We start from the raw sequence: 15,171 nt of genomic DNA, 5'->3' as shown, positions 1-15,171 counted from the left end.
TAAAAAAATTATTTACCTAAACAGAACTGCGAGAATAACTGATCAATTAAGCTTTCATGGATAGACTCTCCAATAATCTCCCCTAAGAGCTCCCAAGTTCTTGTAAAATCAATCTGTACAATATCAATTGGAACTCCACTTTCCACACCTGCGATCGCTTCTTCTATAGTGTGTAATGCCTGGTGAAGTAGGGCGATATGTCGACTATTGGATACATATGTGATATCACCTGTTTCAATCGATCCAGAGAAGAAAAGAGCAGCAATCGCCTCTTCTAAATCATCGACGCCCTGGTCTTCAAGCAAAGAGGTCGTGACAAGTGGACTTTTCCCTGTCAGTTCTTTCACCTTTTCCATATCAATCTTTTGGGGAAGATCTGTTTTATTAATAATGACGATAACATCCATTCCTTCAACAGCCTTAAATAGGTTTTCATCTTCCTTTGTTAAATCATCCGAATAGTTCAGAACTAATAAAATAAGATCGGCTTCTTTTAACACTTGTCTTGATTTTTCTACACCAATTCTTTCTACGATATCCTCTGTCTCACGAATACCTGCTGTATCTAGCAAACGAAGCGGTACCCCTCGAACATTGACATACTCTTCAATGACGTCACGAGTCGTTCCAGGAATGTCTGTAACAATTGCTTTATTTTCCTGAACTAAACTATTTAGTAAAGAGGATTTTCCAACATTAGGTCTTCCGACAATCACCGTTGATAAACCTTCACGTAAAATTTTTCCTTGTTGAGATGTTTCGAGTAACTTTTTCATTTCTACACGAACCAGATTGGCCTTTTCTAACAGCATGTTATGCGTCATTTCTTCCACATCATCATACTCAGGATAGTCGATATTCACTTCCACATGAGCTAAAGTTTCAAGAATTTCCTGTCTCAACCTCTGAATAAGCTTTGATAATCGTCCTTCCATTTGGCCTAGTGCTACATTCATGGCACGATCGGTTTTGGCACGAATCAAATCCATCACAGCTTCTGCTTGTGATAAATCAATCCTACCGTTTAAAAAGGCACGTTTTGTGAATTCACCTGGTTCTGCCAACCTTGCTCCAGCTCGTAATACCAATTGTAGGACACGATTAACAGACACAATTCCACCGTGGCAATTGATTTCTACTACATCTTCTTTCGTAAATGTATGTGGTCCTTTCATCACAGACACCATTACCTCTTCAGCAACCTCACCTGTTTTTGGATCCAGTAAGTGACCGTAATGAATGGTATGTGTTTGCACATCTATCAAACGTTTATTTCTTTTTCCTCTAAATAGTTTATCAGCAATTTGGATTGCTTCATCTCCACTCAGACGAACAATCGCAATCGCTCCTTCACCAAGCGGTGTCGATATTGCCGCAATTGTATCAAATTCCATTGCCTTCACCTCTTCCCGTTAAGGGACATGTATATTCCTTATCTTCATCTATGTCACGAAACTTTACTCATTAAAAGCATTTTTTCCCAAATTATTAGAATAGCACAGTCATTTCTAATAAAAAAGAATTATCCACAAACAAAAAAGTGCATTATGCTTTATCATAACTTATCCACATGTGAATAACAAGAAAAGCGGAAGCGCCTGGTTAGCTCCGACAGGCATAAGATTGAATTAAACTATACAAAAAAAACGACCCCACCAAAGCGGGATCGCTTATCTAACTCTTATTTATTCGGTGTAATCACGATGTAACGATTTGGCTCGACTCCATCAGAGTATGTTTTCACTCGCTTATTACCCATTAAAGCTGTATGAATGACTTTTCTTTCATACGATGGCATTGGTTCGAGCGATACTCTTTGGCCTGTCCGAACGGCTTTAAAGGCAAGTCTATCAGCCAATTGCATGAGTGTATCATTTCTTCTTTTTCGATAATCTTCTGCATCAAGCAATACATTTACGTATTGTTCCGCATATCGATTAATAACTAGCTGCGTTAAATATTGTAGTGAATTTAAAGTTTGTCCTCTTTTTCCAATTAGGAGGGCAATCTTTTCTCCTGAAAGGATAAATTGAACTTGTTTACCTTCTTTTATCACTTCAATATCAACTGGTGAACCCATTTTGTTCGCTACATCAGTTAAAAAGCTCTTTGCTTCTTCAATCGCATCAATTTTTTTAGATACTTTAACAATAGCCGGACGGGTTCCAAAAATACCAAATAGCCCCTTCTTCCCTTCGTCAACTATCGCTATCTCTGCACGATCTCTTGTTGTTTCTAGTTGAGCTAAAGCTGACGCTACTGCTTCTTCAACGGAATTACCCGTAGCAGTTACCTCTCTCACTTTTTCGCTCCTCCTGATTTACCAGTTTCAGCAACCTTTTTTAAATCTGGACCTTTAATAAAATATGTTTGAACAATCATAAAGATGTTCCCTACTACCCAATACAGTGATAAAGCTGCTGGGAAGGTAAATGCAAACACAACAATCATAACCGGCATAATGTAAAGCATCATTTGCATTTGAGGATTATTCTCTACACCCGCCATCATAATTTTCTGTTGGATGAAGGTGGTGATCCCGGCTACAATCGGTAAAATATAGAATGGATCCGGAGACCCAAGGTCAAACCATAAGAAGTTATGCTCTGCAATCTCTCTCGTACGAGATATCGCATGATAAAATCCAATTAAAATTGGCATTTGAATGATTAATGGAAAACAACCTGCAAGTGGATTTACTCCATGCTGCTGAAATAGCGCCATTGTTTCCTGTTGAAGCTTTTGTTGTGTTTTTTGATCTTTTGAACTATATTTTTCTCTTAACTTTTGCATCTCTGGCTGAATAGCTTGCATGGCCTTAGAACTCTTTGTTTGCTTGATCATTAATGGTAAAATCACCAAACGAATCAAAAGTGTTACTAAAATAATACCTAATCCAAAGTTCCCACCAGCAAACTCCGCTGTTTTGACAATTAATAACGATAATGGGTATACAATATACTCGTTCCAAAAACCTTCGCTTTCTGCTGTAATCGGCTTATTATACTCTGTACAGCCCGTAAGTAGTGCCATCAGAAATATGAGGCCGATTAAAAGAAGAAGTTTCTTTTTCAACCGTTTTTTCCTCCTTAATATCTAATATCCTCCAAGTATGTACACTTCAATCTTTAGATGAAAAAAGAAACACACTACTTGTTCGTCTATTAATAATCCAAGTGTATTGTATCATTTTTTATAAGTACAATGCTTTAAAAAAATGCAATCACTTCGATTTTATTTCCTTCTTTCTACTCTAGCATTTAAAACCTTTGCAAGTTTTAAAACATGAGTTAAACTTCCTTTTACTTCATGAAATGACATATCAGAAGCTGGTTTTCTCGCAATAATAATTAAATCATAGTCATTTTTCATATGTTCTTGTAATTCTAGCAGGGCTTGTCTAATATATCTTTTTACTTGATTACGTGTTACAGCATTTCCAATCTTCTTGCTTACAGACAAACCAACACGAAAATGGGTTTGTTCTGGAGCACTTCGTAAATAAACAACAAATTGACGATTGGCTACAGAATTCCCCTTTTTATATACTTCTTGAAATTCTTTATTCTTTTTAATACGAAATTCCTTTTTCATTCAATACACCTACGATCAAGATTAAAGCAAGTGCTCTAGCTTCTGGAGGCGCACACTGCCCTTCCCATTATTTTCTTCTGTGTGAACATCTATACATAAATCGAACTCTTCTTTCACCTGAATGAGAAAAAAGACCACTGACGTTTCAGTGGCCTAAGCAGATAATACTTTTCTTCCTTTACGACGACGACGTGCTAATACTTTACGTCCGTTTGCAGAGCTCATACGACTACGGAAACCGTGAACTTTGCTGTGTTTACGCTTATTTGGTTGGTACGTTCTTTTCATTATATGACACCTCCCTGAGGAATAACTTTAAAGACAGTCCTTCTAATTATAGAGGCGACCTATAAAAAAAGTCAATAGCCTATCTTCGACTCCTTTTGACAGACAGAATAACAGAAACGATCTTCACTATTTAAAAATAATTTGGCCAATTGCCTCAAAAACATATTTTCCAGCAACTGTTAATAACTTTCGACACGTTTCTCCATTATCCACAACGCTTATTGACAGCTTTTTCACAGATTCTTTCGCTGTGGACAATTTATACTCACAGCTTGTACTTGTTGTGGATAAACTTAAAAAACCATTGCGTCTACTTAATTTATTTGATATTATTATTGTGTTTTCACTCTGGATAAATTCATGTGGATAAATAACCTATCCACAGATTGTGGATATCTTGTGGATAGGTTATTCAGACCCTATGTAGAACGTTGTCCACAAGTCGTGGATATTGTCGAAATCCCTTATTACTTCTTATATATATACTTACCCACATTAACAGATTTGTATATTTATAAATTCATAGGTTGTACAGCTTGTATAACCTATGTTTTTTTGTGATCCTAACGGGAAACATAGAAGAAATTAGTAGACGGTTTAGCCACTTCAAAGATGGCATTTATATTCCTATAAAGGAGGGATCAGTTTGGAAAATATTTCGGATCTTTGGAATAACGCGTTAGCCAATATAGAGAAAAAAATCAGCAAGCCCAGCTTTGAAACGTGGCTAAAATCTACTAAAGCCCATTCTTTGCAAGGTGATACATTAACCGTAACGGCTCCAAATGAATTTGCTCGTGACTGGCTAGAAGAACGCTATTCGCAATTAATTGCTGGAATTCTCTACGATATTACAGGAGAAGAACTAGGGGTTAAATTCATCATTCCTCAAAATCAAAATGAAGTGGAAGATGACATTCCTATTCCACAAAAACGCAATATAAAAGATGACGATCATCAAGAGCTACCGTTAAATATGCTCAATCCGAAATATACTTTTGATACATTTGTTATTGGTTCTGGAAATCGATTTGCACATGCTGCTTCACTAGCAGTCGCTGAGGCTCCAGCTAAAGCGTATAATCCCCTTTTTATTTATGGGGGCGTGGGATTAGGAAAAACTCACCTAATGCATGCAATTGGTCATTATGTTCAGGATCATAACCCATCCGCAAAAGTTGTTTACCTATCTTCTGAAAAATTTACGAATGAGTTCATTAACTCTATTCGAGACAATAAAGCCGTTGATTTTAGAAATAAATATCGCAATGTAGATGTTCTTCTTATTGATGATATTCAGTTTCTTGCTGGAAAAGAACAAACTCAAGAGGAGTTTTTCCATACATTTAATACGCTTCATGAGGAAAGTAAGCAAATCGTTATATCCAGTGACCGACCGCCGAAGGAGATTCCGACTCTTGAAGATCGACTTCGTTCACGCTTTGAGTGGGGGTTAATCACAGACATCACACCACCAGATTTAGAAACAAGAATTGCCATCCTTCGTAAAAAAGCAAAAGCTGAGGGATTAGATATCCCTAACGAAGTCATGCTATATATAGCCAATCAAATTGATTCCAATATTAGAGAGCTAGAAGGTGCATTGATTCGAGTCGTTGCATACTCGTCTCTAATAAATAAAGACATTAATGCTGATTTAGCTGCGGAAGCTTTAAAAGATATTATTCCAAGTTCGAAACCACGAGTCATTACCATTCATGAGATTCAACGAGTCGTTGGTGAGCATTTTAATGTGAAACTTGAGGATTTTAAAGCAAAGAAGCGTACGAAATCTGTTGCTTTTCCTAGGCAAATTGCAATGTATTTATCACGGGAATTAACCGACTTCTCCCTTCCGAAAATCGGGGAAGAGTTCGGAGGTCGAGATCATACGACCGTTATTCATGCTCACGAAAAGATTTCAAAGCTTATTCAGGCAGATGCTCAGTTCCAAAAACAATTGAATGAGATTAATGAACTTTTGAAAATTTAATACTGTGTATAACTTTCACTCGTTTGCTCACAGTCTGTCCACATGTGGATAGGCTGTGTTTCCTTTCGTTCAAGAGGGTTATCCACATACTCACAGGCCCTACTATTACTTCTACTATTTTTTTATAATAAAAATATATAAATAAACCTGATATTTCATTCATACGGGGGGACTTATTTTATGCGTTTTATTATCCAAAGGGACCGCTTAGTTCAAAGTGTCCAGGATGTTATGAAGGCAGTAACTAGCAGAACAACTATTCCAATCTTAACTGGTATAAAAATGGTCGTTACAGAAGATGGTGTTACATTAACTGGTAGTGATTCAGACATTTCCATTGAATCCTTTATACCTAGAGAAGAAGCTGGTGATGAACTTGTCGAAATCAAACAAACAGGTTCCATCGTCCTTCAAGCGAAGTTTTTCAGTGAAATCGTAAAGAAATTACCTACAGATACAGTAGAAATAGATGTTCAAAATCACTTTCAAACCGTCATTCGTTCAGGTAAGTCTGAGTTTAATTTGAATGGCCTCGATGCTGAAGAGTATCCGCACTTACCACAAATTGAAGAACAAAATGCATTTAAGATTCGTACAGACCTCTTAAAAGTTCTTGTTCGTCAAACAGTATTTGCCGTGTCCACCTCAGAAACACGCCCGGTGTTGACAGGTGTAAACTGGAAGGTAGAAAACGGAGAGTTGATCTGTATTGCAACAGATAGTCACAGATTAGCTTTAAGAAAAGCAAAGGTCGATATTGAGAACGACATCAATTACAATGTCGTTATTCCAGGGAAAAGCTTAAATGAATTGAGTAAAATACTAGATGATACAAATGACCTAGTGGATATTGTCATAACAGAGAATCAAGTGTTATTTAAAGCTAAGCATCTATTGTTTTTCTCAAGATTGCTTGAAGGAAACTACCCTGATACCACTCGATTGATTCCTTCAGAAAGTAAGACCGAAGTAACCGTTAATACAAAAGAGTTCTTACAATCCATTGATCGTGCTTCCTTGTTAGCAAGAGAAGGAAGAAACAACGTAGTTAAATTTTCAACCATTGAAGAAAAAGTGATAGAGGTTTCCTCAAATACACCAGAAATCGGAAAAGTAGTTGAAGAGCTCCAAGCGCAAGCGATTACTGGTGAAGAGTTGAAAATATCTTTTAGTGCAAAATATGTAATGGACGCATTAAAAGCTGTAGAAGGACAAGAAATAAAAATTAGCTTTACAGGGGCAATGAGGCCGTTTATTATTCAACCTTTGAATGACGATTCTATTCTGCAATTGATTCTACCTGTAAGAACGTATTAAGAATAAGCTGCCAGTCTTCTGGTGGCTTTTCGTTTAACCCTTTGTATACCAACCGAATATTTAGTAAAATAAAGAGTAGACACGAAATACGCTCGTCATGAAAAATTACGAGAAATGAGTGAGGTTATTTGAGAGAAGAAGTGAAAATTGACACGGAATATATTACATTAGGTCAATTTTTAAAGTTAGCAGGTGTGATAGATACCGGAGGAATGGCAAAGTGGTTCCTAAGTGAACATGAAATATTTGTCAATAATGAGCAAGATCAAAGGAGAGGTCGAAAGCTTAGAGCTGGAGATGTTGTTGAAATTCCTACCATCGGTTCATACATTGTCATGTAAAAGGAAGCAGGCTTCGACAAATGTGTTGAAGTCTCGCTTACTGTATAGGGATAAAGGATGTTATGAATATGTATATTGAGCATTTAGGGTTGAAAAATTATCGGAATTACGAAGAATTGACTATTAATTTCGAAAACAAGGTTAATGTCATCTTAGGTGAAAATGCTCAAGGGAAAACAAATGTCATGGAATCTATCTACGTATTAGCCATGGCTAAGTCTCATCGAACCTCTAATGATAAAGAACTTATTCGTTGGGATGAAGAATATGCTACAATAGAGGGACGGGTAAAAAAAAGTCACGGTCCTCTCCCGATGCAGCTGATTATTTCTAAAAAAGGAAAAAAAGCAAAATGCAATCATCTTGAGCAGCAAAAATTAAGTCAGTATGTAGGGAATATGAATGTGGTTATGTTTGCGCCTGAGGATCTTACACTCGTTAAAGGGAGTCCGCAGGTTAGAAGGCGATTTATTGATATGGAGATTGGACAAGTATCCCCTATTTATCTTCATGAAATGGGACAATATCAAAAAATTCTTCAGCAAAGAAACCATTATTTAAAAATGTTGCAGATTAAAAAGCAATCAGACGAAACGATGTTGGATATTTTAACGGAGCAATTTATTGATAAGGCTGTTCGTATCGTGGCCAAACGTTATGAATTCCTCCGAATGCTTCAAAAGTGGGCCATTCCTATTCATAGTGGAATTTCTAGAGGACTAGAAACGTTAAAGATTGAGTATAAACCTTCTGTTGATGTATCAGAAGATCAAGATTTGTCGAAAATGGTAGAAGTATTCACTCATAAATTTGATAAAATAAAAACAAGAGAGATCGAACGTGGAACAACACTGTTTGGCCCTCATCGCGATGATATGCTCTTTTTTGTCAATGGACGTGATGTACAAACGTTTGGATCTCAAGGTCAGCAACGGACAACTGCCTTATCCGTTAAGCTAGCAGAAATTGAACTTATTCATTCGGAGATTGGGGAATATCCTATTTTACTCTTAGATGATGTTCTTTCTGAGCTTGATGATTATCGCCAATCTCACTTGTTAAACACCATTCAGGGTAAAGTACAAACATTTGTAACAACAACAAATGTGGATGGAATTGACCATCAAACGCTTAAAGAAGCGTCAACCTTTACCGTTGATAGTGGGACAATTAAACAAATCTTATGAGGTGGTCATATGTATGTTCATATTGGAGAAGAGACATTGGTACGAGCAATAGATATCGTTGCCATCATAAGTAAAGAAAGTGTCGTCTCATCATCACAGATGAATGAGTTATTAACGAATGATCGTTTAGTGGTTGTGGATCTTTCGAAAGGTGGATATAAGTCTATCGTGATCACGAAGGATAAAATCTATTATTCTCCATTATCATCTGGAACATTAAAAAAACGCTCTTAAAAATAAGCAGTTCAGTATTAGAATAATCTTAGTTCTCTTGCTAAGTGAAAATATATATTTGGTATGCGAAAATCAGTTGGTTTTCGTTTAATTGTGAAAGAAAGAGTAGGTGAACCGTTTATGGCAATGGAACAAAAAGAAGTCCAAGAACAATCATATGATGAAAATCAGATACAGGTTCTGGAAGGTCTTGAAGCCGTTAGAAAAAGACCGGGGATGTATATTGGTTCCACAAGTGTCAAAGGACTCCACCATTTAGTTTGGGAAATCGTTGACAATAGTATTGACGAAGCTCTAGCTGGCTTCTGTACAGAGATAAATGTTGTGATTGAAAAGGATAATAGTATTACAGTTATTGATAATGGCCGAGGAATACCTGTCGGGATCCATGAAAAGATGGGAAGACCGGCTGTTGAAGTCATTATGACTGTCCTTCATGCAGGCGGAAAGTTTGGTGGCGGAGGTTATAAAGTTTCTGGAGGACTTCACGGAGTTGGTGCGTCTGTAGTTAATGCGCTATCTACATTATTAGAAGTGTATGTTCATCGTGAAGGGAAAATCCACTACCAGAAATTTGAGCGTGGAGTGCCTGCTGCTGACTTAGAAGTGATCGGAGAAACAGACCATACAGGTACGACGATTCATTTTGTCCCAGATGGAGAAATTTTCACAGAGACTCTTGAGTATGATTATGAGACCCTTGCCAATCGTATCCGTGAGCTTGCCTTTTTAAACAAAGGGTTAAAAATAACGATTGAAGATAAGCGTGAAGAAAATAAAGCTAACCAGTATTACTATGAAGGTGGAATAAAGTCTTATGTAGAGCACTTAAATCGATCAAAGGAAGTTCTACATGAAGAACCAATCTTTATCGAAGGCGAAAAAGAGGGAATTACCATCGAAGTCGCCATTCAGTACAATGATAGTTATACAAGTAATATTTACTCGTTTGCGAACAATATTCATACCCATGAAGGTGGGACACATGAATCTGGTTTTAAAACAGCTCTTACAAGAATCATAAACGACTATGCGAGAAAATATGGTCAGATAAAAGAAAACGATTCGAATCTGTCTGGTGATGATGTACGAGAAGGTTTAACAGCTATCGTATCAATCAAACATCCAGATCCACAGTTTGAAGGCCAAACCAAAACGAAACTTGGTAACTCAGAGGTAAGAGCAGCAACAGATACGATTTTTGCCGAGGCACTGGATAAGTTTCTTCTTGAAAACCCTACAGTTGCTAGGAAAATAGTAGAAAAAGGCTTAATGGCGGCAAGAGCCCGTTTAGCTGCCAAAAAGGCGAGAGAGTTAACACGTCGAAAGAGTGCCCTAGAGGTATCTAGCTTACCTGGTAAGCTTGCTGACTGCTCTTCTAAAGATCCTGAAATCAGTGAGATATATATCGTTGAGGGAGACTCTGCGGGTGGGTCAGCAAAACAAGGACGTGACCGTCATTTCCAAGCGATTCTTCCACTTAGAGGGAAAATCCTTAACGTAGAAAAAGCAAGATTGGATAAAATCCTTTCAAATAATGAAGTTCGTGCCATGATTACAGCCATCGGAACAGGGATTGGCGAAGACTTTGATCTTTCGAAAGCTCGCTACCATAAAGTTGTCATTATGACGGATGCAGATGTTGACGGTGCGCATATTCGAACACTGATTCTAACATTCTTCTATCGATATATGAGACAAATCTTAGAGGCAGGCTATATTTATATCGCTCAGCCACCGTTATACAAGGTTCAACAAGGGAAACGCATTGAATATGCTTATAACGATAAGGAATTAGACCGTATTTTCGCAGAGCTTCCGAGTCAACCGAAACCTAATATTCAACGTTACAAAGGTTTAGGTGAAATGAACCCTGATCAGCTTTGGGAAACAACTATGAACCCTGACACTAGAACCATGTTGCAGGTTAGTCTTCAAGATGCCATTGAAGCCGATGAAACATTCGAAATGCTAATGGGAGATAAAGTAGAGCCACGTCGTAACTTTATCGAAGCAAACGCACAATACGTGAAAAACTTAGATATTTAAAAAAGGGTAGAGGGTAACCACTATCCTCCTTTTCTTTTCATAGAAGGCTTACAAAGGATCATCATTAGCTTTAAAGGAGGTACACACGTTGGCTGAAACACCAAATTCACAAATTAAAGAAATTAATATAAGCCAAGAAATGAAGACTTCATTCCTAGACTATGCGATGAGCGTAATCGTCTCCCGTGCTTTGCCAGATGTTAGAGATGGATTAAAGCCTGTTCACCGTCGTATTCTATATGCCATGCATGACCTTGGAATGCATTCTGACAAGCCATATAAAAAGTCTGCTCGTATCGTTGGGGATGTAATAGGTAAATACCATCCACACGGAGACTCAGCGGTCTATGAAACAATGGTACGTATGGCTCAGGATTTTAACTACCGGTACATGCTTGTTGATGGCCATGGAAACTTTGGATCTGTTGATGGAGATTCAGCGGCAGCGATGCGTTATACAGAATCAAGAATGTCAAAAATCTCAATGGAACTGTTGCGAGATATAAATAAAGACACGATTGATTATCAAGACAACTATGATGGAGAAGAAAAGGAGCCAGTTGTTCTACCTGCTCGATTCCCGAATCTTCTTGTCAATGGAACCACAGGAATTGCAGTTGGAATGGCAACTAATATTCCCCCGCACCAATTAGGTGAAGTCATTGATGGTGTATTAGCTGTAAGTAAAGATCCTGAAATTACAACGGCGGAGCTCATGGAGATCATTCCTGGCCCCGATTTTCCAACTGGAGGACTAATACTCGGCCGAAGTGGAATCCGAAAGGCTTACGAAACAGGCAGAGGTTCTATTACATTACGAGCAAAGGTTGTCATTGAACAAAAAGCAAATGGCAAGGAAGTTATTATTGTTAATGAAATTCCATACCAAGTAAACAAGGCAAAACTTATCGAAAAAATTGCTGAGCTTGCTCGTGAGAAAAAAATTGATGGTATAACAGATCTACGTGATGAATCAGATAGAAAAGGTATGCGTATTGTTATTGAGGTTCGTAAAGATGCAAATGCCAATGTGTTATTGAATAATCTCTATAAGCAAACAGCTCTACAAACTAGTTTTGGAATCAACACATTAGCTTTAGTTGATGGACAACCTAAGGTCTTAAACCTAAAGCAGTGTTTAGTCTATTATTTGGATCACCAAAAAGTAGTCATTCGTAGAAGAACAGAATTTGAATTACGAAAAGCGGAAGCACGAGCACATATTTTGGACGGTTTACGAATTGCGTTAGATCACCTAGATGCGGTTATTAGCTTAATTCGTTCCTCTCAAACAACGGATATTGCTCGTGAAGGCTTAATGACTACCTTCCAGCTTTCAGAAAAGCAAGCACAGGCGATCTTAGATATGCGATTACAGCGTTTAACAGGATTAGAACGCGAAAAAATCGAGGAAGAGTATCAAAACCTTGTGAAGCTAATTGCTGAGCTAAAGGAAATTTTAGCAAATGAAGAAAAGGTTCTTGAAATCATTAGAGAAGAGCTAACAGAAATTAAAGAACGCTTCAATGATAACCGTCGTACAGAAATTGTAACGGGTGGAGTGGAAAATATTGAAGATGAGGATTTAATTCCAGTTGAGAATATCGTTATTTCGTTAACTCATAATGGATATATCAAACGTCTTCCGGTTTCAACCTATCGTGCGCAGAAGCGTGGAGGTCGCGGAATACAAGGAATGGGAACGAATGAGGATGATTTCGTTGAACATCTTGTTACAACGTCTACACATGATACCATTCTTTTCTTTACAAACAAAGGGAAAGTGTATCGCTCAAAAGGATATGAAATTCCTGAGTTCTCAAGAACAGCAAAAGGAATTCCTATCATCAATCTTCTTGAAGTCGATAAAGGAGAATGGGTGAATGCCATTATCCCTGTTTCAGAGTTTGTAGATGACTGGTTCCTGTTCTTTACTACCAAGGAAGGAATATCGAAACGTTCTCCACTCACTTCCTTTGCTAATATTCGTAACAATGGTTTAATTGCCTTGAACCTACGTGAGGAAGATGAATTAATCTCTGTTCGTCTTACAGATGGCAGCAAAGAAATCATTATTGGAACGAAGAATGGGTTACTCATTCGTTTCCCTGAAACGGATGTTCGTTCTATGGGCCGTACAGCAACTGGTGTTAAAGGAATTAACATTGATGAAACAGATGAAGTTGTTGGAATGGAAGTACTTGAAGAAAACACAGAGATATTAATTGTTACTAAGAATGGATATGGTAAACGTACACCTGCCGAAGAGTATAGAATCCAGGGCCGTGGTGGTAAAGGAATCAAAACATGTAACATTACAGATAAAAACGGAAGCCTAGTTGCGATGAAGGCTGTAACAGGTGAAGAAGATGTCATGTTAATTACTACAGGTGGAGTCTTAATACGTATGGCGGTAAGTGATATCTCAACAATGGGACGAAATACTCAAGGTGTGAGATTGATCAGGTTGAATGAATCAGAAGAAGAATTCGTAGCAACTGTAGCGATGGTTGAAAAAGAAGAAGAAAAAGAAGAAATCATCGTTGGTGAAGATGAAGAGTTAAATGACGTTGAACCAGCGGATGAAGAATAATTTGAAAGAGAGGGACATTATTATGTTCCTCTTTTTTTATGAATTAGGTAAAATAGACTAAGAATATTATTACTAGAGGGTGTAATTAGTGCGAGTTCTTATAAAAGAAGTTCAAGAAGGGTGCATTCTTTCTGAAGATGTTGTTGGGTCTTCAGGCCGGTCAATTGTCCAAAAGAAAACAGTGTTAACTTCCGAATTGCTTGGGGTATTAAAAGCCTTCTTAGTACCGGAACTAGAGGTTGAAAAGACTCTTTCTAGCGGTCACCCTTTTATTCCAAATGAGATTCTTTTGGATGATGAAGAAGTTAGTCGTGAGGAAAATGAAGAGCAAAGGGAACTTACATTCACAGAACTCTTTCTCCAAGCATCAAGAAGCTTTAAAAAAGAGTTTCGAAGCTGGCAAGCAGGCTTACCCGTAGATGTTACAAAGGTACGTAGCATTATATTTCCGTTAATTGAAAAAATAGATCACAATCAAGTAGACCTTTTTCAACTTCACCACTTTTCAACTGAGGAAGACTATTTATACCAGCATGCGGTTGCGGTTGGGTTAATTAGCAGTTTTATCTCTAAGAAGCTAGGTTTTAATAAAGGTGAAATTGTTCAGGTTGCTTTGGCTGGAGCTTTAAGCGATTGTGGAATGGCAAAGCTTTCTGAAGGTATCTTGAATAAAAAAACACCTCTTACTCAAGAGGAGTATCAAGAAGTGAAGAACCACCCGACGAATAGCTATAGACTTATTCAAAGTACACCTTTCATTAGAGAGGCTGGCAAAATCGCTATCTTCCAGCATCATGAGCGTTTGGATGGAAGTGGGTATCCGTTAGGAGAAAAGGGACAGAAAATCCACCAGTATGCAAAAATTATTGGAGTAGCTGACACATTCCACGCAATGACATCACAACGATTGTATCGAAAAAAACAGTCTCCTTTTAAAGTGTTGGAGATGATGCTACAAGATTTATTCGGACAGTTTGATATTGCCTCCATTCGTGCGCTTCAATCTGGAATTCTAAATATTTCTATAGGAAGTATAGTAAAACTTTCAAATGGACAAGAAGCCGAAATTCTATTTATCGATGAGAATGCGCCAACAAGGCCACTTGTAAAAGGATTATCTACTGATGAAATTATTCATTTGCAGAAAAACCGAATGCTTTTTATTGATGAAGTAAAGATTCCTTAGCATGGTAGAGCCAAATAGGGACTATTACTATCTGGCTCTTGAATATTTCCATTTATTAGTTGTTGAATAAAGAATGATGACTTGTTATACTATGAAAAGTCAGCTCAACAAGTACTTTAAATAGTTATTAAATTTTTTTAAAAAGTAGTTGAAATGAGTTGGTAAACATGATATATTATTAAAGTCGCCTCGATGCGACAGTGATTGTTCTTTGAAAACTAAACAAATCATACGTCAACAAAAATGATTAGTGTTGAAAAACACACTAGCCAACGTTTTAACTTTAAGAGCTAATCTTACTCTTTATTGGAGAGTTTGATCCTGGCTCAGGACGAACGCTGGCGGCGTGCCTAATACATGCAAGTCGAGCGGATCTTTGGGAGCTTGCT

13 protein-coding genes and 1 rRNA gene are annotated in these 15,171 nt (G+C 37.6%); 9 read left to right on the top strand and 5 right to left on the bottom strand.

All coding sequences use genetic code 11. The annotated features are described in order from the left end of the window. Positions 1-8: 8 nt before the first annotated feature. From mnmE to rpmH, 5 genes are all read right to left on the bottom strand, one after another. Entirely contained in the window at positions 9-1,394 is a 1,386-nt protein-coding gene (gene mnmE / locus ACFFHF_RS15595) for a tRNA uridine-5-carboxymethylaminomethyl(34) synthesis GTPase MnmE (protein ID WP_340906109.1), read from the bottom strand. Positions 1,395-1,681: 287 nt separating this feature from the next. Continuing rightward, positions 1,682-2,302, bottom strand: coding sequence for an RNA-binding cell elongation regulator Jag/EloR (gene jag, locus ACFFHF_RS15590; protein ID WP_340906110.1), 621 nt, complete (start codon positions 2,300-2,302; stop codon positions 1,682-1,684). Next, entirely contained in the window at positions 2,299-3,075 is a 777-nt protein-coding gene (spoIIIJ, locus tag ACFFHF_RS15585; protein WP_160547696.1) for a YidC family membrane integrase SpoIIIJ, read from the bottom strand. Before spoIIIJ ends, jag begins: the two co-directional genes overlap by 4 nt. A 159-nt stretch (positions 3,076-3,234) precedes the next feature. Then, positions 3,235-3,594, bottom strand: coding sequence for a ribonuclease P protein component (gene rnpA, locus ACFFHF_RS15580; RefSeq protein WP_160547695.1), 360 nt, complete (start codon positions 3,592-3,594; stop codon positions 3,235-3,237). A 153-nt stretch (positions 3,595-3,747) separates the two neighbouring features. Beyond that, on the bottom strand, positions 3,748-3,882 hold the full coding sequence (gene rpmH / locus ACFFHF_RS15575; protein WP_066059809.1) for a 50S ribosomal protein L34: 135 nt from the start codon (positions 3,880-3,882) through the stop codon (positions 3,748-3,750). A 646-nt stretch (positions 3,883-4,528) separates the two neighbouring features. Here rpmH and dnaA point away from each other — a divergent pair. From dnaA to ACFFHF_RS15530, 9 genes are all read left to right on the top strand, one after another. Then, a complete protein-coding gene (gene dnaA / locus ACFFHF_RS15570) occupies positions 4,529-5,875 on the top strand; it encodes a chromosomal replication initiator protein DnaA (protein ID WP_340901693.1) in 1,347 nt (448 codons plus the stop codon). 180 nt (positions 5,876-6,055) lie between these two features. Next, the gene (gene dnaN / locus ACFFHF_RS15565) at positions 6,056-7,192 is read left to right on the top strand and encodes a DNA polymerase III subunit beta (protein WP_340901695.1); all 1,137 of its coding nucleotides are present in this window, start codon (positions 6,056-6,058) and stop codon (positions 7,190-7,192) included. Between the two features lie 128 nt (positions 7,193-7,320). Beyond that, positions 7,321-7,533 carry a S4 domain-containing protein YaaA gene (yaaA, locus tag ACFFHF_RS15560; RefSeq protein WP_160547692.1) on the top strand — a complete coding sequence of 71 codons (213 nt, stop codon included), beginning with the start codon at positions 7,321-7,323 and terminating at the stop codon, positions 7,531-7,533. Positions 7,534-7,601: 68 nt separating this feature from the next. Then, the gene (gene recF, locus ACFFHF_RS15555; RefSeq protein WP_340901697.1) at positions 7,602-8,720 is read left to right on the top strand and encodes a DNA replication/repair protein RecF; all 1,119 of its coding nucleotides are present in this window, start codon (positions 7,602-7,604) and stop codon (positions 8,718-8,720) included. 9 nt (positions 8,721-8,729) lie between these two features. Next, a complete protein-coding gene (gene remB / locus ACFFHF_RS15550; protein ID WP_340901698.1) occupies positions 8,730-8,954 on the top strand; it encodes an extracellular matrix regulator RemB in 225 nt (74 codons plus the stop codon). A gap of 126 nt (positions 8,955-9,080) precedes the next feature. Beyond that, entirely contained in the window at positions 9,081-11,003 is a 1,923-nt protein-coding gene (gyrB, locus tag ACFFHF_RS15545; RefSeq protein WP_160547742.1) for a DNA topoisomerase (ATP-hydrolyzing) subunit B, read from the top strand. Positions 11,004-11,091: 88 nt separating this feature from the next. Beyond that, the gene (gene gyrA / locus ACFFHF_RS15540) at positions 11,092-13,596 is read left to right on the top strand and encodes a DNA gyrase subunit A (RefSeq protein WP_377058554.1); all 2,505 of its coding nucleotides are present in this window, start codon (positions 11,092-11,094) and stop codon (positions 13,594-13,596) included. An 88-nt stretch (positions 13,597-13,684) separates the two neighbouring features. Further along, positions 13,685-14,782 (top strand): HD-GYP domain-containing protein, encoded by a 1,098-nt coding sequence (locus tag ACFFHF_RS15535; RefSeq protein ID WP_377058553.1) that lies wholly within the window; start codon positions 13,685-13,687, stop codon positions 14,780-14,782. A 303-nt stretch (positions 14,783-15,085) separates the two neighbouring features. Continuing rightward, a 16S ribosomal RNA gene (locus ACFFHF_RS15530) occupies positions 15,086-15,171 on the top strand; the annotation flags it as partial.

It is taken from the genome of Robertmurraya beringensis, assembly GCF_042433785.1.
Lineage (GTDB): Bacteria > Bacillota > Bacilli > Bacillales > Cytobacillaceae > Robertmurraya_A > Robertmurraya_A beringensis.
Note: the sequence above shows the minus strand (reverse complement) of the source record. Positions and strands in the feature narration are given on the sequence as shown.